General features: G+C 54.6%; 19 protein-coding genes and 1 tRNA gene. 12 read left to right on the top strand and 8 right to left on the bottom strand.

What is annotated here, in order from left to right; all coding sequences use genetic code 11:
• Positions 1-328: 328 nt before the first annotated feature.
• The 3 genes from V6582_RS15680 to tssI are packed head-to-tail and all read right to left on the bottom strand — an operon-like array spanning position 329 to position 4,886.
• Positions 329-1,459: a hypothetical protein gene (locus V6582_RS15680; RefSeq protein ID WP_156630833.1), complete on the bottom strand. Its 1,131-nt coding sequence runs from the start codon at positions 1,457-1,459 to the stop codon at positions 329-331.
• A gap of 38 nt (positions 1,460-1,497) precedes the next feature.
• Positions 1,498-2,769: a hypothetical protein gene (locus tag V6582_RS15675; RefSeq protein ID WP_156630832.1), complete on the bottom strand. Its 1,272-nt coding sequence runs from the start codon at positions 2,767-2,769 to the stop codon at positions 1,498-1,500.
• A 5-nt stretch (positions 2,770-2,774) separates the two neighbouring features.
• The gene (gene tssI, locus V6582_RS15670) at positions 2,775-4,886 is read right to left on the bottom strand and encodes a type VI secretion system tip protein TssI/VgrG (RefSeq protein WP_156630831.1); all 2,112 of its coding nucleotides are present in this window, start codon (positions 4,884-4,886) and stop codon (positions 2,775-2,777) included.
• Between the two features lie 410 nt (positions 4,887-5,296).
• On the opposite strand from tssI, the gene V6582_RS15665 reads away from it, so the two are divergent.
• The 10 genes from V6582_RS15665 (at position 5,297) to V6582_RS15625 (ending at position 14,117) form a co-directional block, all read left to right on the top strand.
• Entirely contained in the window at positions 5,297-5,428 is a 132-nt protein-coding gene (locus V6582_RS15665; RefSeq protein WP_272950770.1) for a hypothetical protein, read from the top strand.
• The gene (locus tag V6582_RS15660; RefSeq protein ID WP_197434319.1) at positions 5,409-5,648 is read left to right on the top strand and encodes a PBECR2 nuclease fold domain-containing protein; all 240 of its coding nucleotides are present in this window, start codon (positions 5,409-5,411) and stop codon (positions 5,646-5,648) included. Before V6582_RS15665 ends, V6582_RS15660 begins: the two co-directional genes overlap by 20 nt.
• Positions 5,649-5,878: 230 nt before the next feature.
• Positions 5,879-6,343, top strand: coding sequence for a phage virion morphogenesis protein (locus V6582_RS15655; protein WP_156630829.1), 465 nt, complete (start codon positions 5,879-5,881; stop codon positions 6,341-6,343).
• 245 nt (positions 6,344-6,588) lie between these two features.
• Positions 6,589-7,467 (top strand): AAA family ATPase, encoded by an 879-nt coding sequence (locus tag V6582_RS15650; RefSeq protein ID WP_349508888.1) that lies wholly within the window; start codon positions 6,589-6,591, stop codon positions 7,465-7,467.
• Between the two features lie 110 nt (positions 7,468-7,577).
• Positions 7,578-10,061, top strand: a complete 2,484-nt coding sequence (locus tag V6582_RS15645; protein WP_234889589.1) for a S8 family peptidase — start codon at positions 7,578-7,580, stop codon at positions 10,059-10,061.
• A gap of 266 nt (positions 10,062-10,327) precedes the next feature.
• Positions 10,328-11,509: a hypothetical protein gene (locus V6582_RS15640; protein WP_197434298.1), complete on the top strand. Its 1,182-nt coding sequence runs from the start codon at positions 10,328-10,330 to the stop codon at positions 11,507-11,509.
• Positions 11,502-12,263, top strand: a complete 762-nt coding sequence (locus V6582_RS15635) for a baseplate J/gp47 family protein (protein WP_156630827.1) — start codon at positions 11,502-11,504, stop codon at positions 12,261-12,263. The genes V6582_RS15640 and V6582_RS15635 overlap by 8 nt, the downstream gene beginning before the upstream one ends.
• Positions 12,260-12,484, top strand: coding sequence for a hypothetical protein (locus V6582_RS15630; RefSeq protein WP_156630826.1), 225 nt, complete (start codon positions 12,260-12,262; stop codon positions 12,482-12,484). The genes V6582_RS15635 and V6582_RS15630 overlap by 4 nt, the downstream gene beginning before the upstream one ends.
• A 151-nt stretch (positions 12,485-12,635) precedes the next feature.
• On the top strand, positions 12,636-12,815 hold the full coding sequence (locus tag V6582_RS27575) for a Com family DNA-binding transcriptional regulator (protein WP_156542556.1): 180 nt from the start codon (positions 12,636-12,638) through the stop codon (positions 12,813-12,815).
• A 165-nt stretch (positions 12,816-12,980) separates the two neighbouring features.
• Positions 12,981-14,117 carry a GNAT family N-acetyltransferase gene (locus V6582_RS15625; RefSeq protein ID WP_156630825.1) on the top strand — a complete coding sequence of 379 codons (1,137 nt, stop codon included), beginning with the start codon at positions 12,981-12,983 and terminating at the stop codon, positions 14,115-14,117.
• A gap of 198 nt (positions 14,118-14,315) precedes the next feature.
• Here V6582_RS15625 and V6582_RS15620 read toward each other — a convergent pair.
• Positions 14,316-14,392 (bottom strand) — tRNA-Arg (locus V6582_RS15620).
• Positions 14,393-14,685: 293 nt separating this feature from the next.
• Between V6582_RS15620 and V6582_RS15615 the strand changes: the two genes are divergently transcribed.
• On the top strand, positions 14,686-15,159 hold the full coding sequence (locus tag V6582_RS15615) for a MarR family winged helix-turn-helix transcriptional regulator (protein ID WP_060718093.1): 474 nt from the start codon (positions 14,686-14,688) through the stop codon (positions 15,157-15,159).
• Positions 15,160-15,293: 134 nt separating this feature from the next.
• Here the strand turns inward: V6582_RS15615 and V6582_RS15610 are convergent, their stop codons facing one another.
• The 4 genes from V6582_RS15610 to V6582_RS15595 all read right to left on the bottom strand — a co-directional run bounded on the left by V6582_RS15610 (position 15,294) and on the right by V6582_RS15595 (position 19,139).
• Entirely contained in the window at positions 15,294-15,797 is a 504-nt protein-coding gene (locus tag V6582_RS15610; protein ID WP_349508887.1) for a hypothetical protein, read from the bottom strand.
• Between the two features lie 146 nt (positions 15,798-15,943).
• Positions 15,944-16,768: a transglutaminase family protein gene (locus tag V6582_RS15605; RefSeq protein WP_156630823.1), complete on the bottom strand. Its 825-nt coding sequence runs from the start codon at positions 16,766-16,768 to the stop codon at positions 15,944-15,946.
• 14 nt (positions 16,769-16,782) lie between these two features.
• Entirely contained in the window at positions 16,783-17,724 is a 942-nt protein-coding gene (locus V6582_RS15600; RefSeq protein WP_156630822.1) for an alpha-E domain-containing protein, read from the bottom strand.
• 5 nt (positions 17,725-17,729) lie between these two features.
• Positions 17,730-19,139 (bottom strand): circularly permuted type 2 ATP-grasp protein, encoded by a 1,410-nt coding sequence (locus V6582_RS15595; protein ID WP_060718098.1) that lies wholly within the window; start codon positions 19,137-19,139, stop codon positions 17,730-17,732.
• A 362-nt stretch (positions 19,140-19,501) separates the two neighbouring features.
• Between V6582_RS15595 and V6582_RS15590 the strand changes: the two genes are divergently transcribed.
• On the top strand, positions 19,502-21,199 hold the full coding sequence (locus V6582_RS15590) for a methyl-accepting chemotaxis protein (protein ID WP_156630821.1): 1,698 nt from the start codon (positions 19,502-19,504) through the stop codon (positions 21,197-21,199).
• Positions 21,200-21,557: the final 358 nt, after the last annotated feature.

Genomic DNA, 21,557 nt, shown 5'->3' with positions numbered 1-21,557 from the left:
ATTTTCCATTGGTTATTGTCAGAGCACCGGTCAGCTTCGTCGATCTCCATCATATCAGCCAATGCCATCAATTTTGACCAGCGATCATCACCTGTCGATATGTCGGGCAGCAAAAACGCAGCCTTGTCCTGTATTGCATTCATGAAAGCGCTCCTCGGATATTGGGTTTAAAACGGCTTGCACGCAGCAACAAAACATCATCCGTCAGCAACAAGATCTGCATGCCCCAAGAACAAGCTTACAAGTCGTACCGCCAAGGAGACTGTTAAAGATTACGAAGCAAGTGACACGTCGCTAAAGAAAACAAACGCCATCCCCTCCCATTGATTTAATGTACTCGCTTTAAAATTGACTGCATGACGAGGTCATAGCCCGTTATCCCCCCCAACCGGACGAAGAAGGGACCTGTCTCATCAACTCCAGGAGCGTAATGGGTGACCATAAGAACGGAGTATCGAACGCCTGCTGATGCAAACAGGCTCAGGCGGACCTGTGCCTGTCCACCACCATCTGCAAGCTTGTCAACGACATAGGCATAGGAGCGCCCCATATCGCCACTGCCAAGGCCTGACAAATCTCCTTTGGTCGCCAGGACGGGATTAGCAAAAAGCTTCGCATTCTGCTCCAGCCAGTTGTGCATCATTCCATCCGCGACAGAGTCAATTGCGTCAGCGCTTGGAGGTGCGGCGCCAGCCGATGCGGCAACCATGATCGCAGAGAGGGGATTATCAGCATCCCCTTGTTGCAGATGGAGCGTTCCAGGGAGATCACCGCTAAAATCATTATCAACTACAGAAAATACGGAGGGATAGTCCAAAGTGAGTGAACCCTTCGCACCCAAGGATATCTTCAGATGCTTAATCTGATTGGCGTCAAACCCTTCCTTGACCCCGTCTTCAATTTGCAACGAATCTTTCAGCATACGAGCCTGTTCTTCAAACTCGGAGCTGTGCTCGGCGTCGCCTTGCATGAGAAAGCACACAACCTTCTCTTGACGCACTTGGCATAGCGAGCGAGCAAGCTTAGCTACTTTGCCTTCATCTAATGTTTTGCCTTCGGCATCCGCGGATGTCAGTGAGATATGATTTGCGTCGGTTATGCCGTAGCCGTTTTCCATCAATAACTGCTCACTTATGGAAGGTGCTTCAGCCGCGAAACCTGGCTTGAACAAAGCGACAGTCACTTCAAACTTATCGCGATCATCGGGCACAAATACCTTTGCCAATTCGCCTCGACCCGGCGCTTCGATCGCTTCGGCTTTTGCCAACGGACTGGTAAGAGAATTGGCCTTTGCAAAGAAGGAAGCCTTGACGTTATCACCCAAATTCAAGGATAGTCGCATGTAACCAAGTTGTTTGGCTTCCTGCTCGGTCAATGTCTGCATCCTTCCCGTTTCTCGTTTTGCCGATACCGCCTGCCCGGCGCCAACGTAATTATAAAGCGATACCACAGCGATCATTATAACAATGCATCGCCCTAGCATTGGTGCACTCGTCGCTACCATACAAGTCCAGCCTTACCTTTAACGGATCCACCCAGTCCGGGAGCGAATTTGATTTTAGTCTCGACCCCGGCTTTTCTATCTTTCTTAGAGAGTTCAGCCGATGCTTCAGCTTCAGCGGAAAGGCCGACCGTACCACCCACCGATCCGCCCAACATGATTCCCCAATCCCAACCATCGATGTTCTCGAGTTGCTTGCCATAACCGACCCAACTCGCAGCTGTATTGACACCACTGACGATCACCCCGTTCCAGATGCGGCGTGGAGTGATACGAATCTCGCCTCCAACTTCCCCCTCTAATAAAACCGCTGACGCTCCGAGCGAACCGGAAGCGGTTGCTTCTACTTCCTTGAACTTGATTTCACCACTTACCTTGGCCTTCGCATCTGCCGAGGCCACTCGGCCTTCCGCTTTGCCAGCAAGCAGACTTTTTTTGTCACCCAGATTTGCTTCGCCCTTTAGCATTCCAACTTCTGCACCAGCACTCGCCTCACCTTTAGCACCGCCTGCGGAAATAGTACCTTTTGCAGTTCCTTTCGTCTCGCCATAGAATACTCTAAGATTACCGTCAGCCGAGCCGCTTTTTCCCTCTATTTTCTTGAATTCACCAGCCTTATCCCATGCGGTATATTCGCCGCTTACACCGACTTCATCAAGCTTAGGATACTTACGTTCAAATTTTTTGGCGCTTTGACCGAGCGATTCACCAGCAGCTTGCCGGAGCGTTCGACCGCTATCGCCACCGAATTTCACGCTTTCTTGGCTCAACTCTCGTTTAAACTCAGTATCGATTCCAAACTTCCAAGGACTCTTCTCCTCCTTAGTTGATGGTGTTGCGGTACCGGGCTGCTCGCTTTTAATCGTTTGGTTCGGCGGTCGCTGTTCACCTTCTTTTGCCGTTTGCTGGGCCTCGTTGTCATCGGTCACAAGCGAATGATCTGCTTGTCCCTGCTGGGAAAGCTGGACGTTTGTCGTCGCTGCCCGAGCAGGCTTTCCAAGCAGAGATCCTAGGTCGCCTTGCGGTGGCGGCACGATCGGAGACCATAGCGTGGGGCTTGTCCTGCCGTGAGATCCCATCCCCCAAAGATTCGATATACCGCCATCATCGGCGATTGAAGCATCGATGTCCTTCCAATGAAGCCTTCGTAACCATTCTTCTCGTACTGAGTCGCGCTGCTCCACGGGCGGAAGCATGGGAACACGCCAAACTCCTTCCTGAGGATCTTTGCCACCATTTGAAGTCTTGTCTTCTTGGCTCTCTGCCATAGTGATCAGTTCTCGTGAATACTGTCAGCTTTCATGATGATACGCTTTGCCTGAATGACCACATCGCCCTCCTTTGACATCGATATCATCACGTTTTCGCCAACACGGATGGTGAACTGCTCCCCGACATTAATATTTTTTATTCTCCCCACGTCTTCATCCGAGCGACCCCGAACGATCACACTCATTTTTTTCCCGACCGTCGTCTGGTGGAGATTGCCAACGACCGTCGATTTAGCTACGCCTACTATCTCTGAAGAACCGGCAAGTACTATCTCCGATTTGTTCTTTTCTACGAAAAGCTGGAAATTACCTTTCGCAAAATTAAACGGGTCCGGGATGCGAAGCTTTTCCATGAAATCAGAAAATCTACCGAATACATTTAGGGTTCTCGAAAGAAGATATTCAGTTAATTTATTTTGACCTACAGCAATAGACATGTTTCCTGCAACAACTTGCTCTTGATCGCCGCCCACGAAACTCGTCTTGTCGTTTCCAACATGCTGGTGTCGATCACTCTCGACTCGTTCGCGCGTGTCATTGAGTACATGATTATCGAAATCTTTTTGTGCATGTAGAAATATTTGCTCTCGACCGGCTTCATCTTCAAAGCTCAATTCATTGAAGCCTTTACCCTTATGCGTATTGGTTCTAAACACGCTCTTCGTCTTATTGGCTGGCAAATCATAAGGCACGGCATTTTTCGGATTGGGCACCACCCCCGTCACCAACGGCCGGTCCGGATCGCCATCGATGAAGGCAACCATCACCTCCATGCCGATCCGTGGGATGATCTGCCCTCCCCACTGGCCGCCCGCCCAGTTCTGGGCAACCCGCACCCAGCAAGTGTCGCTGCCATCCTTTTTTGCCTTGCGGTCCCAGGGATACCAGACCTTGATGCGGCCATACTGGTCGGTGTGGATCTCTTCACCCGAGGGTCCGGCGACGATCGCCACCTGCGCGCCCTCAATGCGGGGGCGTTTCGTGTCGCGATGCGGGGTTAGCGGCACGCGTGACGGGATAGCCTCGAACTCATTGCGATATTCTGGTTCGTTCTCCGTCGTTTCATAGGAGCGATCAACGACCCAATGGGTAATCCGGGTCATCACATGCTCTTCGTATTTGTGTTCCGGATGCGGCTCCTCATAGGGCGTGAACCGTCGTCCGGCTTCCAGAAAGCGCACATTGGATTTGCCCGTCACCCGCTCATGATCGGCTTCTGTTGCTTGCATGCGGAAGGTCTCTGCCTGTTCGGCTTCCTTCACATCGCTGATGCGGGCCGGATATTCGTAAAGCTCACGCTGCTTGGCGCCCGGCATCTGAATCAGTGACGGCGTGACATTCAGCGGTACAGTGCTGGGCGTCTCGAAATTCCAGTCCGCACCGGCACGCTGGCCGGGGACATAGGAGAATTGCCGCATCCATTCGTTGATGTGGTTGCGGTCCGATGAGCCCTGGGCTAATCTGACTTTATCTTCTCCCTCTGCCGCAGCCGATGGCTTGCTCCAGGCCACCTTGCTGTCGCTGACCTTCAGCCGGTGAACGCCGGTCTCATGCTCAAACCAGTAAAACAATCCCTCTTGCTCGAAGCGGCGCAGCAGGTAATCGAGATCCGTTTCGTTCCACTGGACAGAAAACTCGCGCGATGGCGGTGTCTTGTGCAGAGGGGCATAGGCGGCACTGGGAAGACCGTGTTCAGAGAGCAATGTTTCCATCACCTGGATGGCCGTCATGTTCTGCCAGATCCGGCAATCGGACCGGCGTGACAGCAGCCACAGTTGCGGACGAATGGTCAGGGTATATGAGCGAAGTCCGCGCGTCACCGGTGGTCCCTCGGACAGATTGGTCACCAGTCCATTGAACGGCCGGCGCACGCCGTCACCGTCCAGTTCGCCCTGACGGATTTCGAGCGATACATCGACCAACTTTCCGATTAACTCATCGGGCTTGACCGCCTCACGCTTGGCGCGCACCGACAAGGTGATCTCGAACAGACGATTGACGCCTTCATCAACCATCATCCGCTCAGGTAGCAACTGGTCCTCGCCCAAGGGTGACGAGACCTTCAGCACACGGCTTGCTTGAATGAAATCGGTCGGCGACAGAATGTCGTCCATGGAATGCCCCCATATAACGTCATCGAAAATCGTCAAAACAGCTCGATCGCGCAAGGAAACTGTTTCAATTACGCCACCCATGACGAGAATAGACCAGCATCCCAAAAGATCAAGGTCTCGCTTGTGATTTTGATGCACTGTCAATTGAACCCTGGAATGGACCACCTGAAGCTAGCAAACCAGCTATTCCCTCGCTTCAAGGACAAGGCCACAAGCTTTCAACTTTCGATGAGAAAAATGGGGTTAATGGCCACAAGGGAAGCGACATGCAACAAAGAAAACGAACCGTGCTTCCTCCCCGCGATTTTAATGCAGTCGCTTCAAAATTGACTGCATGACGAGATCATAGCCGGTGATCCCTCCTGCATTCTCCAGCCTGTTCGGGCCGCTCGGCTCAAAAAAAACGGCAGTTGACGGCAAGCTTTGCCGATGACGCCGATCCGGTCGGTGATCTGACGGAGCAGCTCGAAGATTTAGCCGCCAGCCTCTCCACCCGCCGCCTCAGCAACATTCGCAGCGCCACTGAGGCCGCGCCTGATTAACCGCATCCCTGTTTCCGATCTGCTGTTTCGAAACCGCGAAGGCGCGTTCAAGGCGCTGAAATGCAATCGCCACCGCGTTATGTCGATGATGGCCGAGGCGCTGATTGACCCTGACGAGATCTGGATGGGTGTGGCGCACAAAGTCGAGAGCGGAGATCTTGTGGTGGATCGCCGTTACATCCGTGTCGATCCGAAAACCGCCATCCAGGTCGTATTCTAGATTGGCGAACGAGGCTGGGAGGCCATCACCAGCTTCGACTTCACCGATAAGCGCGGGGAGCCTGATTTCTCGGCTTTGGAAAAGCGGCGCGTCGGCAAGCTGATCTACAAGCGCCCGGAAAAGTAAAAGGCCGGGAGCGATCCGGCCTTTGCATCAACAAACTGGCGTGACCATCGCCGGTCTCGTCCGCTGACAGAACAAATCTACGCGCATCGAAAGGGAAAGTCGAGATGACTGGTATCAGCTACAAGGCGACCATTGACGATCAGGACATGCGGGCAAAGCTGGCCGAGTTGATCGGCAAGATGAACCGCCCGGCTGGCTTTTACAAAAATGTCGGCGAACATCTGCTGAATTCGGTCAAAGATAATTTTGAAGCCGAGGCCGCCCCGGACGGAAACCGCTGGCAAGCTTTGTCTCAGATTACCCGCGACCTGCGCTCCCTAAAATACGGCAACGCTCCTACCACCATCCTGCGCGCCTCCGGCGATCTGATGAACTCCATCAATATGCAAGCCAGCGACACTGAGGTGCGCATCGGTTCCAGCCTCATCTACGCCGCCATTCACCAGTTCGGCGGTGATGCTGGTCGGCGGAAGAAAGTCACCATTCCGGCGCGACCTTATCTGGGGCTGTCCGCAGCTGATGAGGATGAGCTGCTGGCGATTGCGGAAGAGTGGTTGGGGGTGGAGTGACGAAATTGGCCAGCCTGTGCAAGGTACACTTTTTCAGGAGCGTGAAATAGGTAAAATCACATACCCATGGATTCGGTTGTGAAATTAACGGTCATTTCGCTACCATGATTTCGGCCGTTTTCATGCCTAAAGTTTCACGACCAATCAGACGTGTTTCGTATGCCTTCTGGATTTTTAAATAATACGGTATAGGCTCTAGAATCGTAGCACTGTAGAGTGCCACCTGGGGTAGAGGCGAGACTTAAATGGCATCCGCGCAGCAGCTCATAGGGCTTATAAAGAGCCATGCTGAAGGAAACGCAGATCGTTTTTACGATCTGGCGATTCAGCTTGCGGCTGCGGAGGCCCAAAAAGGTCATACCCGTTTAGCTGAACAATTGCGTCAGTGGGCCGACGCTGGACAAAAGCCAAAGGAAATCAGAAAATTTGAACCGACTCCTATCGCTGCACCGCGCGGCGATTTAGCTGAATTTTTGGCCGCAAGCTATCCGACCGCTAGGCTCAACGACCTCATCCTCCCCCATCATATTGAGGAAGAACTTGAGCAAATTGTCAATGAGATAAGGTTGCGCGATAAGCTTGAAGCCAAGGGACTAAAGCCGAGACGACGCATTATTCTTTCCGGACCGCCGGGAACGGGAAAAACGATGAGCGCGGCGGCGCTTGCTGGACAGCTCCAGTTGCCACTTTTTACTGTGCTGTTACACGGGCTGATTACCAAGTTTATGGGCGAAACAGCCCAGAAGCTTAAGGTTGTTTTTGACGCGATTAAAACGAGGCGCGGCGTTTATCTTTTCGACGAAATTGACGCTTTGGCAGCTTCACGCGGTTCGGAAAATGACGTGGGAGAAGCCCGCCGAATCCTTAATTCATTTCTTCAATTTCTCGATGACGATACAGGTCCATCAATTGTTGTTGCAACAACGAATCTGCCTCAAATATTGGATAGGGCTATTTTGCGGCGTTTTGACCTCGTATTGCCTTATGAATTGCCGGATGCCGATGCTATTAAGACCGCATTACAGCGCCGACTAATTGGCTTTTCAATAAAACAAATTGACTGGACAAAAGTGACAAAGACCGCCGGGGGGCTGTCAACTGCTGACATCGTGTCCGGAGTCTGAAGATGCAGCCCGACGCTCTGTCTTGTCAGGGTCAGAGACGATAGCGACACAAGATTTGATAAATGCATTTCAGCGTCGTCGCTCATTACAGGGGCTAGGGGTAGACGACATTGGTAAGGAATCTGAGGCATTTTCACCTAAAAAATCTCGGTCGGGCAAAGCCATTTCGCGCAAAACCGGGGGGCAGCAGCAAAAAGCCGAGTGACGTACAAGATCGGGAAAGGCATGCCCAGAGTCTACTTCGTGAAATCGATAATTTGCCGGACATAGATAGGCAAAATCTTCCCGGTTTGTATCTGGAGATTTCTGGACGCGCTAATGAGGCGCTGACAACGAAAAGTCTTGACGCTAGCGGCCTCACTCTATTGCGTTATAAAAAAAGTGACGTTGAAAATAATAGCGACCATGCAACGGTATTTGCTTCAGCAGCAGGCGTAGAAAAATTACGAAAAAAAGTTGATGAGTTTCGCACTCAGAATACCGAAGACAGGGTTAGCAAGGACGGGAAAAACGTACCTGGGCGCCCAAAGAATGCGGATCTAGTCCAAAGTTTAGACGCTATTGTGGAGGCCGAACTTATTGCCTTATGGCGCAGCCCGCTTGAACGATTTCCTAATGGAAATGAAAAGTTTGCGTGGGAGATTTGGCTTGATCCAGAAAATGCTGAGCGATTTATTCGCTCCGTAGAGCAATTCGACATTGCGGTTGCCAAGGATCGTTTGCACTTTCCTAATGATGTGGTGGTGATCGCAATTGCTACGCGCCACGCCTTATTGCACGCCGTCCGAAAGTTGGCCGTAGTTCGTGCTCTTGCGGTCCCAGCGACATTAAACAATGACTTCGATAGTCTGGACCCTGAGGAGCAGTGGGAATGGGTTGATGAATTACAGCAACGATGCCGGTATTTTCCAAATGTAAACCCGGGTTATGTGACATTGTTGGACACGGGAATAAGCCTTTCACACCCCTTGTTACAGCCTGCATTTTCGAGAGAAGATAGATATGCAGCGAAGCCAGAATGGGGGCTTGAAGATGTAAAAGGGCATGGCACTGCCTTAGCAGGCCTCGCCTTGATGGGAGATCTGTCATCTGCTCTACGGCAGACTATGCCAATAGACATTCATAACAGGTTGGAGTCGGCTAAATTATTGCCGGATGCAGATAGCAACCCACACCATCTGTTGGGAACAATCACGGAAAATGCAGTTAATGCCGTCGAGTGTAAGCCTCACAGGAGGCGTACATTCACCATGGCGGTGACAACTGATCAAGACAGTCCACATGATGGCGCGCCCACCTCGTGGTCCACGTCTATGGACCAACTGGCATCAGGGATTTCTGGGCAACATAAGCAAAAACGTTTAGTTTTGATTTCTGCCGGCAATACCGATAACCGTTCATTTGGGATCGGTAATTATCTTGAACGTTGTGATCACCCAGACCACGAACTCGAGTCACCAGCGCAGGCATGGAACCCTATTGCAATCGGCGCATATACTGAAAAGGTAGTTTTACCATCAGGAATTACAGGAGCTCCGCTAGCGTCTTTCGGTGACCTCTCACCATCCTCTCGCACCGCAAGCTGGTCATCGACATGGCCTATAAAGCCTGATGTCGTGTTGGAAGGAGGCAACTGGATTAATCAGCCGCCTGGGCCACCTATGCGCCATGAAGATCTGGGTTTGTTGACGACACATCATAATTATCCGCTTCGATCATTCGCATTAACCTGTGATACCAGCGCTGCAACCGCACTGGCCGCGAAACAAGTAACGGAATTGTGGACGGAATATCCGGATCTTTGGCCGGAAACTATTCGCGGCTTGTTTGTGTCGTCTGCACGCTGGACAAAGCAAATGAAAAGTCACGTGAGTGACTGGAAGAAGAAAGGTCAATTAGAGGTATTGTTTCGCCGGTATGGCTACGGTGTACCGGACTTGGCTCGTGCGAGGCATAGCGCATCAAATGCGCTGACGCTGATTGTTGAAGACACGATCTCCCCTTATCGGCTCAATGATAAAAAAAATGGAGCAATCCATAACGAGTTGCGGCTATTCCCGCTGCCATGGCCGCTTGAGGCTTTGCGCGCTTTGGCGGATGCCAATGTTACGCTCCGGGTTACGTTGAGCACATTCATTGAACCAAACCCTTCCGAGCCTGCGCGAGGATCGAAGTTTCGCTATGCCTCTCATAATCTCCGCTTTAAGTTGAATCGGGCAGATGAACTTGAAGGGGCATTCTTAGGTCGGATTTCTAATCTGGTTGACGAGGAGGATGATCAGATGATGTTCCAGAGCGAGGAAAATGATGGTTGGGACTTTGGCCCGAAGCGGCGGGATGTTGGTTCACTTCAGATTGATCAACTGACTTGCAAAGCATCAGATTTGGCGCGGCGGAATCTTCTTGCAGTCTACCCTGTAGCTGGCTGGTGGAAGGAAAAGTCGTACCTTAAGAACTTTGGGGATCACCCTCCAGTCTGCCGCTATGCCCTTATAGTGGAGATTGATGCGGAGAATTTGCTGACCGATCTTTACACCGAAGTGCAGTCGGCGATTGACGCCATGGTGAAGGCAGGTGCTATTATTTCAACATAAAGTTAAAGTAGAGCCTAGCGTCATCGCGTTGGTCGCATCTTAAGCTACCGAATGTTCAATCCCCCCGCGTTAGACCCCCGTTAGAAACCGGCTACGGGGCCATCCAGCCCGCATCTTTGCACCACAATTGCGATGCGGGCTTGAAACTCCCATTCGAGTGTCGCATGTTGGCTTCACGAGACGCATTGAACTGACCGGACCTGACGTCCGGTCTTTTTGTTTTGGGCAAGGCGGCATGGTGGCTTCAGATGATTTCTGGAGCCGAGATGACCACCGCTTCTGCCATACCCGCCAAAACCGCCCCGGCCAGCGCCACCGCCCGCATTGAGGTTTTCCGCCCCGGCACATTTCAGCCGATGGAAGGCACGTCGATTACCTATAGTGCCGCTGACCTGAAGGCGGCGGCTGATGCCTACGATCCCGAAACCGCGCCTGTTCCTGTTGTCGTCGGTCATCCGGCCACGGACGCCCCTGCTTACGGCTGGGCGCAAAGCTTCGACTATGACGCAAGCAGCCAACGGCTTTATGCGACGGTCGGCGAGATCGATCCGGCATTCAGCGAAGCGGTGAAGGCCGGGCGTTATAAGAAGGTCAGCCTTTCATTCTTCCGGCCTGAAGCCTCGGCCAATCCTGTTCCCGGCACATGGTATCCGCGCCATATCGGTTTTCTCGGCGGCGCGGCTCCGGCTGTATCTGGCCTGAAGAACGTGCAGTTTTCCGCGCCTGAGGGCAGCGTCACCGTCAGCGCCGACTTCGGGGAGCGCGGCTTTGAAGAAGCTGCCAGCCTGTTTCGCAGCATCCGTGAATTCGTGATCGAGAAGTTCGGCATGGAAGACGCCGACAAGGCTCTGCCCGGTTTCCAGATCGACTGGCTGTCTGAAGCCGAAATCCAGCCCCCCGCCAGCCGCCCGGCTTTTGCCGCGCCGCTTGCACCCCAACCACCAGAGAAAAAGGAGCCTGTTGTGGTCCAGACCAATGCCGTCTTCGCCGCCCGCGAAGCCGATTTTGCTGCCCGTGAGGCGCGGCTCAAAGAGAGCGAGGCCAAAATCGCCCATGCTGCAAATGTGTCATTTGCGGAAGGTCTCGTTACCGATGGCAAGCTGTTGCCTGCCTCGAAAGAAAGGCTCGTCGCCGTTCTGAACTCGGTTCCCGGTGAAACCACCGTGTCCTTTGCGGCTGGCGAAGCCGCCGTGCCGGTCGCCCAGGCGCTGCGCGATCTTTTGGCCGCACAGCCCAAAATCGTGTCTTTCGGGGCGATGGATATGCCGGAAACGGGCGTTGACGAGAGCGCCGCCTCATTCGCCGCTGACGGTAAGCCGGTCGATCAGGCCGGTCTTGAGCGGCACAACAAGGCGGTGGCCTATTCGCATTTCAAGACGCAGGTCTCCTGGCGTCCTATCGAAAGCGTGATGGACGAGTTGCTGATGACGGAGGTCACCTATGGCTGATCCCGTCAAGCGCACAATTGAGGATCTCCGCGCCAATGGTGCGCCGTCCTTTTTTGAGCGTGACCCGTCAGTGCTGAAGGCGACCTACAAGGCCCAGTTCGAGGAGATCACCGGGCGCACGCTCTATCCGGCGCAAACGGAAATGTACCTCATTGAGGTGCTGGCCTACGCCCATTCGCTGCTGGCCGAGGCCGCGCAAACCGCCACGCTGCAAAATACCGCCGTCTTTGCCGAGGGTGTGCATCTGGAAAATCGCGGCGCGTCCGTTTCAGCCTTCCGGCTTCTGGCGCAGCCTGCCAGCACAACATTGCGCTTTACGCTTTCGGCGGTTCGCGATGTCGAGACGGCCATTGCGAAAGGTACGCGGGTCGCCTCCGGCAATGCCGTGACCTTTGCCACAGACGCCGATCTGATCATTCCGGCTGGCGCACTGACCGGCGATGTGGCCGCTACCGCTGAGGCCACCGGGGCTGCCTGGAACGGTTTGGCTGTCGGCACGGTCAAGGATATCCTCGACCCCGTGGCCTATGTCACCAGTGCCGCCAATATCACGGTGGTTTCTGGCGGCTCCGACATCGAGGACGCCGAGCGGTTACGGCTGCGGGTGGTCAATGCTCTCTTCACCATCGCCAAGACCGGCCCGAAAAACGGCTACCGCGAACATGCCCTGGCGGTCGATCCCGATATCATCGACGTGGCCGTGGTGCGCCCGGAGCCGGGCAAAATCAACATCTATCCGCTGATGCGCAAATGAACGTCACATCGATGACCGCCGCCATCAGTGCCAAAACGGCGACCAACCGCACTGAAGAAGAAAAGGCCATCGTTGCCGCCGCCAGCCAGTCCATCGAATGGGTGACGGCCATGCGCGGTCGGTTCGCGGAGTTGGCCGAAGATATGGAGGCAAACTATCTGGCCGACGCCAGCTGGCCGGAATGCCCGCAGGCCGTGATCGATCTCTATGCACAGTTCTGATCTCGCATAGCTGCCGGGTGCCGGGGCAAAGCCCCGGAAGACGGGTGTAAGTTTGGCTACCACTCCCGTCCGACATCAAGCACGCTCAACTGTCCACCCGTTCTGCCCGAAGGCAGAGCGCGGTCATAATCGGAATCTTGAGCGTTAGAAAATGAAAAATATCCGTTGCGGCACATGCACCGCCCTTTTGTTCAAGGCAGGGCGGGCATTCGCCGGGGACATCGAAATCAAGTGCCGCCGTTGCGGCACTATCAATCACCTGAGGCCAGCCGAGCCCGAACCGGATCGCCAGGAGCGGCCAAACGGAGAACCGGCTTATAATGCCAACTGAAACTGACCTGCCTCCTTTGCCGCCTCAAGCCCAAAAGGCTCCATCCGGTCTGCGTTACCGCGAGCAGTACGGTGTAATCCTCGTTTGCGAGGATGAAGATGCCCAGGAGCGGCTTTACGGGGCTCTTGCGGACATTAAGAAATCCAAGATCAAGGTGGTTGTCACATGAGGCTTGATATCATCAATTCCTGCCCGGACTTTGACAGCTACCGGGCCGCACGGGTCAAATCTCTGTTCAACGTCGAAGATGCCAGCCGTTTCGAACTGACGGCAGACCTTGAGATTGACGACATGGACTGGAGCGTCGGCCTGATCGTCGGGCCTTCAGGATCAGGCAAAACCTCGCTCGGTCGGCAAGTGTTCGAGGCCGACCGCATGGCCAGCCTGGACTGGCCGCAAGATCGACCGATTATCGATGTGATTGCCCATGGTGGCGATTTTGATGATGCGACTACCGCTCTGGCTTCGGTCGGGCTTGGTTCGGTTCCGTCTTGGCTGCGCCCCTACCACGTTCTTTCTAACGGCGAGAAATTCCAGGCAGACCTTGCCCGGATCGTCTGCGATCAGCCGCAGGAGATCGTCATTGACGAGTTCACCAGTGTGGTGGACCGGCAGATCGCCCGGATTGGCGCGCTGGCCTTCGGCAAGGCGTGGCGGCGTACCAAAGGCCGCGCCGTCCTGCTGTCTTGTCATTACGATATTATCGACTGGCTCGACCCCGATTGGATCTACGCCACGGCGACAGGTGTGTTCACCGGGAGGTGTCATCGGCGACGCCCTCCGATCACCCTGGAAATCCGCCAGACCGGTTGGGAATGGTGGCGATATTTTGAGCCGCATCATTATCTGAAAGTTCCGAACGCCATTGCAGCGCGCTGCTATGTTGGCTTCGTGGATGGTCAGCCCGTTGCCCATCTTGCGATGTCAACCCGCCCTGGCTTGACGGAGGGCCGAGCCTGCCGCCTCGTCGTCATGCCGGAATGGCAAGGAGCGGGAATCGGTCTAAGGTTTCTCAATACCGTTTGCGCCGCATGGCGTAGGGGGCAAAATCCCTATGCGCTGCCGCTACCGACCCTCATCAACACGTCTCACCCAGGTCTTATCAAATCCCTTCGCCGTCATCCCCTCTGGGCTCAGGTCTCAGTGTCGCTCTATGGAAGTGCTAAGGCTCGAAGCGCCGCCGCAATCTCCCTCAAAACGGGCTATGGAGGACACTTCCGAGCGGCACAAGGCTTTCGGTATGTTGAGGGGATAGACGTTCGCGAGCCGAGTGGCGATTATGTTTTCGTGTCCAGAAGCTAATGCCAATCTGTCCGAAAGGTCGCGCCGCGCCACATTTGCGACGTCCTCAGGAGTAAACACTTGTGGGAGTTTTGTTTCGACTTCGCTCATCCGAATAAATCCAAGGCAATCCGACTGTTATTGGGGGAAATTACGGGGGATGGAATTTTCGTGAATCGCTATTTCGCAATAAAAAACAAATACTTACCTAGTAAAAAATGGCGCACCCGACAGGATTCGAACCTGTGACCTTTGGAATCGGAATCCAACACTCTATCCAGCTGAGCTACGGGTGCGTTCAGATGAGCACTTGTGGTGCGAAGCGGTACATAGCCTAGTCTGACGGCCGCATCAATGGTGAATTTGTGTTCGATCCACAGAAGCCTGCTCACCGAAAAAGGCGCCCCTAAAATAAGAGATTGTGGATATAGCTGTTTTACTCCTATATTGTTTCAGGGGGAAATCATTCAATTGAAGAATTATCTTGTACCTATATGTTAAGAAGGGTAAAGATAATTTGTTATTGAGAGTCGGAACATGCCTGATTGTGGGATCGGGCATTGGTCACGGAGGTTTGTAGTCTAGGGGCATGAGCAATCAACATTTTATTGGTGAGGGCGCCGGCGTACGACAAGGGGTTGTCGATTATTCCGGGCTAGCCTATTCACTTGGCTTTCGCGTAAGACGTGCGCAACTGGCCATTCTGCAGGACTTTCAGGATGTACTCGGCGGCCACGATATCAGGCCTGCTGATTTTTCCGTTCTGTCGATCATCGCCGGTAATTCCGGAATGAAGCAAAGCGACGTAGCCTCCACGCTGGCAATTCAGCGGGCCAATTTCGTCGCGATCGTCGATGGATTGGAAGACAAGGGCCTTATCGAGCGTCGTCGCTCGGATACGGACCGCCGCGTCTATTTTCTTCACCTGACGTCCAAGGGCTCGGCATTTCTCGAAGAGCTTTTGCCGAAGTGGCGTGAGCATGAGGAGAAATTCGTGGGTCGCCTCGGCGGATCGGAAAAACGCGATCAGCTCATTGAGTTGCTGAAGTCGATTTCTGAGTAATGATCGATCATAACTCAGGTCCGGTGTAATTTCCGGGCCTGAGTTTATCGCATTGAAATCCGGCGAGATCGTATATCTTTCGAAATGCCGGTTTCATTTTTTACATGAAAATTTCGGCTATTGCCTGTCCGGCTCTACACACAAGAGCCTTTTCCCGACACTTTGGTTTTCAAATTCTTGTTTTCAGAGCCTGATCTATCAATTGATTGGCAATGGTCATCCGGGTATGCGCGGCCTCCGCAAATAATGGATGAACCAGGTCCGGGTGATTCGAGCTGCGCAAACGCTCTCCGCTTCGCTTTCAAGCTTGAAGCCTCGTCATTATCAGCAATACCCAGATCCTCCGCGACCTCCTCCGGTGCAAGACGCTTCAGATAATCAGGCATTTCGGGGGGCGCCACGTCTTCACTGGCCAATTCCGCCTCGGAAACTGGTTCCTCATCCGGCATCAACTCGAGATATTGCTCTTGCGCCCATGCAGCGGCGGCTTGCGGCATGTGGCTGTTTTCCTGAACGAAGCCGGTGTTCAATCCGGAGACGCGGTAGTGATTGGCCTCACCCTCAAGTTCGGCCTTTTCCGCCTCCTCGTTGGAAAGCCGCTCGACGACGGATTGAAAGATCGATTGTCCAAACAACATCGCGCCTGTCCTGATTTGCCAAGAACTCTACAGCACAACGGACAGAACCGGAATTGGTTTCCTACCAATCCCGGTTACAGAGCGGAGAGGGTTTCCCGACCAACACAGGCGCCGCCCAAAACCGCAATATACATCGCTTCCTACCTTCACCCCTGGCTCTGCGACTGGCTTTGACCGGTTTCCGCGACGCTGACCGTTACGGACATGTCCTCGCCTGCCAAGCCGATACGCATGCCGGAAACCGGTGCTGCGTCGGCGTAGCAAAGGCCGGAGGCGAGGCGCACGTAGCGGGCGTCCGGGCAGACATCATTAGCGGCATCGAAGCCGACCCAGCCAAGCGATGGCAGGTGGATTTCGGCCCAAGCATGGGTTGCCGTCTGCTCCTCAACCCCATCCATCATCAGATAGCCGGAAATATAGCGGGCGGGCAGGTTCATCAGCCGTGCTGCGGAAATCATTACATGGGCGTGGTCCTGGCAAACGCCTGTCCCCGCCTCCAATGCCTGCTCAGCCGTCGTCTCCGTCGTGGTTGCGCCCGTCTCGTAACGCACCTGTTCATGCACGCGGGCCATCAGGTCGTGCATTCTGGCCAGTTCATTATCACCCGTCAGGCTTTTGACCAGATCGCGCACCAGCTTTCCCGCCTTGGTGCGTGGCGTATCGCGCAGGTAGAGCCAAAGCGGCACATAGCCGGTATGGGCGCCAAATACGCCGGCGCGATCCTCGGTCGTCACCTCGCCTGAGGCAACGATCCGCACGGACTTGGCATCCCCTTCAAAGGACACCAGATGAGTGTGATTGCCGAACTGGTCGTTGAACCCGGCCTCGACATTGGCGCCGTCCACCACGATCGTCCAGGATACGACGTGCAGTCCGGGATTTTCGATCGGGGTCAGCCTGAGCCGCTGGAGCGAGAACTGCACCGGCTCGTCATAGCTATATTCCGTCACATGATTGATTTTCAGACGCATCGCTTGTGCCCCGCTCAACTGTAGAATCGGTAGCCCTCGTTAATCTCATGCCCCAGCCGGTTGTTGCGGGAAATGAAACTATCGAGAAACTCGTGCAGGCCCTGATCCATGATCCGGGTAATATTGCTGGAGCGCAGCGAAGCACGAATGCTATCGGCTGTTTCATGGGCGGGCAGCCGCTCGCCATATTCCTTGCCGATATAGGCGAGATTGCTGACGATCTTCTCATAGCAATAGGCCAGAGACCGCGGCATCTGACCGTTGATAATCAGGAAGTCGGCAATATTGGCAGCAAGATAGTCGCCGTCATAGACCCAGCGGTAAGACCGATGCGCCGAAACCGAGCGCAGGATCGATTCCCACTGGATATTGTCCAGCGATGACCCGACCTGGTTTACCGAGGGCAGCAGCACATAATATTTCACATCGAGAATGCGGCTGGTATTATCGGCCCGCTCGATGAATGTGCCGATCCGGGCAAAATTATAGATCTCGTTGCGCAGCATCGAGCCATGAAAGGCGCCACGGATCAGCCCTGCCCGCCGTTTCACCGTATCGATGGTTTCGGGCAGGTCGGCGGATTTCAGCCTGCGTGACAGAAGCTGTTTCAGCTCGATCCAGCATTCGTTAGTGGCTTCCCAGGTTTCCCGGGTCAGCGCGGTGCGCACCATGCGGGCATTGTTGCGGGCGCTGTCGATGCAGGACATCACGCTGGACGGATTGGCCGTGTCGCGCAGCAGAAAGTCGATGGCATCAGCCGCCGTTACTTTCGGATGGGCTTCCAGGAAAATATCCAGCACGTCGGCGCTTTGCAGCACGCCGGTCCAGTCGTCGTCGGTGGCACCCGAACGGGTCAGCGAGACGCGCAGCCCCGCATCCACCAGACGCGCAATGTTTTCAGCCCTCTCGATATAGCGGAACATCCAGTAGAGGCCGTTTGCAGTTCTTCCCAGCATGACCATCAATCCTCCAGTACCCATGTATCCTTGGTGCCGCCGCCCTGGCTGGAATTGACCACCAGCGAACCCTGCTTCAGGGCCACGCGGGTCAAGCCACCAGGAATGATCTGCACCTTGTCGGAGACAAGCACATAGGGACGAAGATCGACATGCCGGGGCGCAATGCCCTTGTTGACCAGGATCGGCACGGTCGAGAGCGACAGGGTCGGCTGGGCAATGTAATTGCTGGGGCGGGTCTTCAGCTTTTCGGCAAACAGCGCCCTCTCCTTCTTGCTGGCGGTCGGCCCAACCAGCATGCCGTAGCCGCCGGAGCCATGCACTTCCTTGACCACCAGTTCTTCCAGATGCTCCAGCACATAGGCCAGGCTATCGGCTTCCGAACAACGCCAGGTCGGCACGTTTTCAAGGATCGCCTTGCGGCCGGTATAGAACTCGACGATTTCAGGCATGTAGGAATAGATCGCCTTGTCGTCGGAAATACCGGTGCCGGGCGCATTGGCAATGGTGATATTGCCGGCGCGGTAAACATCCATGATGCCAGGTACACCCAGCGCCGAATCCGGGCGGAAGGTCAGCGGATCGAGGAAATCATCGTCAACGCGACGGTAAAGCACGTCAATCGCCTCATAGCCACGGGTGGTGCGCATCTTCACCTTGCCGTCAATGACGCGCAGGTCCGAGCCTTCCACCAGTTCCACGCCCATCATGTCGGCCAGGAACGAATGTTCGTAATAGGCGGAATTGTAGATGCCCGGCGTCAGCACCGCAACGCGCGGCTTACCTTTGCAGCCGGGGGGCGCCAGCGAAGCCAGCGACTGGCGCAGCAGATAGGGATAGTCCTCGACCCGCTGCACCTTGTTCAGCTGGAACAGTTCGGGAAACATCTGCATCATGGTTTCGCGGTTTTCCAGCATATAGCTGACACCGGACGGCGTGCGGGCATTGTCCTCCAGCACATAGAATTCGCCCTCGCCGGTGCGCACGATGTCGGTGCCGACGATATGGGTATAGACGCCGCCCGGCGGACGGAAGCCGATCATTTCCGGCAGGAAGGCGACATTGTTCTCAATCAGCTCGCGGGGGATGCGGCCAGCCTTGATGATTTCCTGCTTATGATAGATGTCATCGAGAAAGGCATTGAGCGCCAACACGCGCTGCTCGATACCCTGGGCAAGCTTTCGCCATTCCTGGCCGGAAATGATCCGGGGAATGAGATCGAAGGGGATCAGTTTTTCCGAGGAATCCTCGTGGCCGTAAACGGCGAATGTAATACCGGTCTTTCTGAAGATGGTTTCCGCATCCCGCGATTTTGCGATCAGATGCTTGGGGTCCTGGCTCGAATACCAGTCAAAATATTTCTGGTACGGTCCGCGCGGGCTGCCGTCCGCCGTAATCATTTCATCAAATGCCAATGGCGCTATCCCCGTTTGTTTTAGCCATATGAATACAGTGCCTTTTACAATGCAAGAAGCGTGCTCAATCGCGACGAAAATATTTCAGCCTGCCAAAATCGCCGCAAACCAGCCGAAAAACTGAGCTTGTGCCGCTGCCATGGCCAGACCTGCACAGCGATCGGGCGAAAGCAGTGTATAAAATAAAAGCCTTTGCGAAAATTATATGCAAATACCACAGGTTACAAATTTCAACCCCAAAAAACATACAAGAACGCTAAATTAGCGATTTATTCGTAATTCCTGTCTACTTTTTCGAGAACCAAGATATATCACCCGGAAAAGGCGACAGATCGCCATGACCGCAAAAGAGGAGTGCTGGCATGGGTATGGACGGATTTCTGAGCTCGAAGACGACAAGCAAGCTTTTGGCTCTGGAGGCCTTGAAGGCTAATGTCATGGTGGCCGATGCCAATCTCAACATCACCTATATGAATCCTGCCGTCGTCGACCTGCTCAAGGAAGCCGAGAGTGACCTGAAGAAGGAGCTGCCGCGTTTCAGCGTCGAAACCCTGATTGGCAGCAATATCGACGTGTTTCACAAGAACCCCGCTCATCAACGTGGCATGCTGGCGGCGCTGAAGCAGCGCCATGCAGCCACGATCCGGGTTGGCGCGCGCATTTTCGACCTGCTGGTCACACCGCTGAAGAAGGGCGAGAAGGTCCATGGCTTTGTGGTGGAATGGGCTGATGCCAAGGAACGGCTGCTCAACATGGACTACGCCGCCCAGATGGCGGCGATCAGCCGCTCGCAGGCGATCATCGAATTTTCCGTGACCGGCGAGATCCTCAACGCCAACGAGAATTTCCTGAAGACTATGGGCTACAGGCTGGACGAGATTCGTGGCAAGAACCACAGCATGTTCGTCGCAAAGGATTATGCTGCCTCTGAGGATTACAGGCAGTTCTGGCAGGTGCTGCGGGAAGGCAGATATCAGGCGGCGGAATTCAAGCGCGTCACCAAGGATGGCCGCGATGTCATCATCGCCGCCTCCTACAATCCCATTCTCGACATAGACGGCAAGGTGGTCAAGGTGGTGAAATTCGCAACCGACGTGACAGCGCGGGTGCAGACCGTCTCGGCGCTGGGCGACAGCCTGAAGCGGCTGTGTTCGGGCGATTTCGCCTTCCAGCTCACCGACCCCTTTGCCGCCGATTTCGAATTTCTGCGCCATGACCTCAACCGGTCCGTCTCCCAGCTCGGCGACACCTTCAAGCAGATCGCCGCCAGCACCATGGTGATGAGCGAAGGCACGCGCGAAATCAGCCAGGGCGTCAACGACCTGTCGCGCCGCACCGAAACCCAGGCCTCCAATCTGGAGGAAACCGCCGCCGCCCTCGACGAAGTGACCGCCAATGTCAATTCCTCTGCCCAGCGCGCCCAGGAGGCGCGCTCGGTCGCCGCCAAGGCCAAGGCCAATGCCGAAGCCTCGGCCAATGTCGTCTCCCAGGCCGTGGACGCCATGAGCCGGATCGAGGATAGTTCATCGAAGATTTCCAATATCATCGGCGTGATCGACGAAATCGCCTTCCAGACCAATCTTCTCGCACTTAACGCAGGCGTCGAGGCGGCAAGAGCAGGCGAAGCGGGCCGTGGATTTGCCGTTGTCGCTCAGGAAGTGCGCGAACTGGCGCAGCGTTCCGCCAAGGCTGCCAAGGAAATCAAGGACCTGATCCAGAACTCGACCACGGAAGTGGCAAGCGGCGTCAAGCTGGTCAGCGACACGGGAACGGCTCTTACCGATATCAGCGCGCTGATCGTCCAGGTCAACGATCATATCGTCGCGATTTCCACCGCGGCACGAGAACAGTCAACCGGACTTGGCGAAGTCAACAGCGCCGTCAACAGCATGGATCAGACCACCCAGCAGAACGCCGCCATGGTGGAAGAAAGCAGCGCCGCCGCCTCGACGCTGGCCAACGAGAGCAACAAGCTGGTCGAGATGATCGGCCAGTTCAAGCTTTCACAAAGCAAGGCCACCCATCCCGCACAGTTCTCCGGCATGGCCCGCGTGGCCTGATAGGGATCTGAACACAGCCCAGGCATGTCTGTGCTGAAAACGAAATACCGGGCTCAACAAAATTTGTCTTGGCGCGGATAGCGTATCGCGCCACGATGAGTTTGCATGATGCGGAATTTATAACGGCAGCATTGCGATATTTTATAGAAGGTTTCGAAGATGCTCACGCATGCTCGGCCGACAGGAATAACGGCTATCTAAAATGCACCAATAGCTTGAGATATTCGACGAAGGAATACGAAGCGTCATTTTCAAGGGCTCTTCGTCTTATTTGCGGCATCATCCTCGTTTTAATCGATTCCGATCTGAGAATGCGATAGCCTGATGTGAAGAATATTCGAATCACGACATGCCGTTT

The sequence above is a fragment of the Agrobacterium vitis genome, assembly GCF_037039395.1.
GTDB lineage: Bacteria > Pseudomonadota > Alphaproteobacteria > Rhizobiales > Rhizobiaceae > Allorhizobium > Allorhizobium vitis_E.
This window is presented reverse-complemented; position numbering and strand designations above follow the sequence as displayed.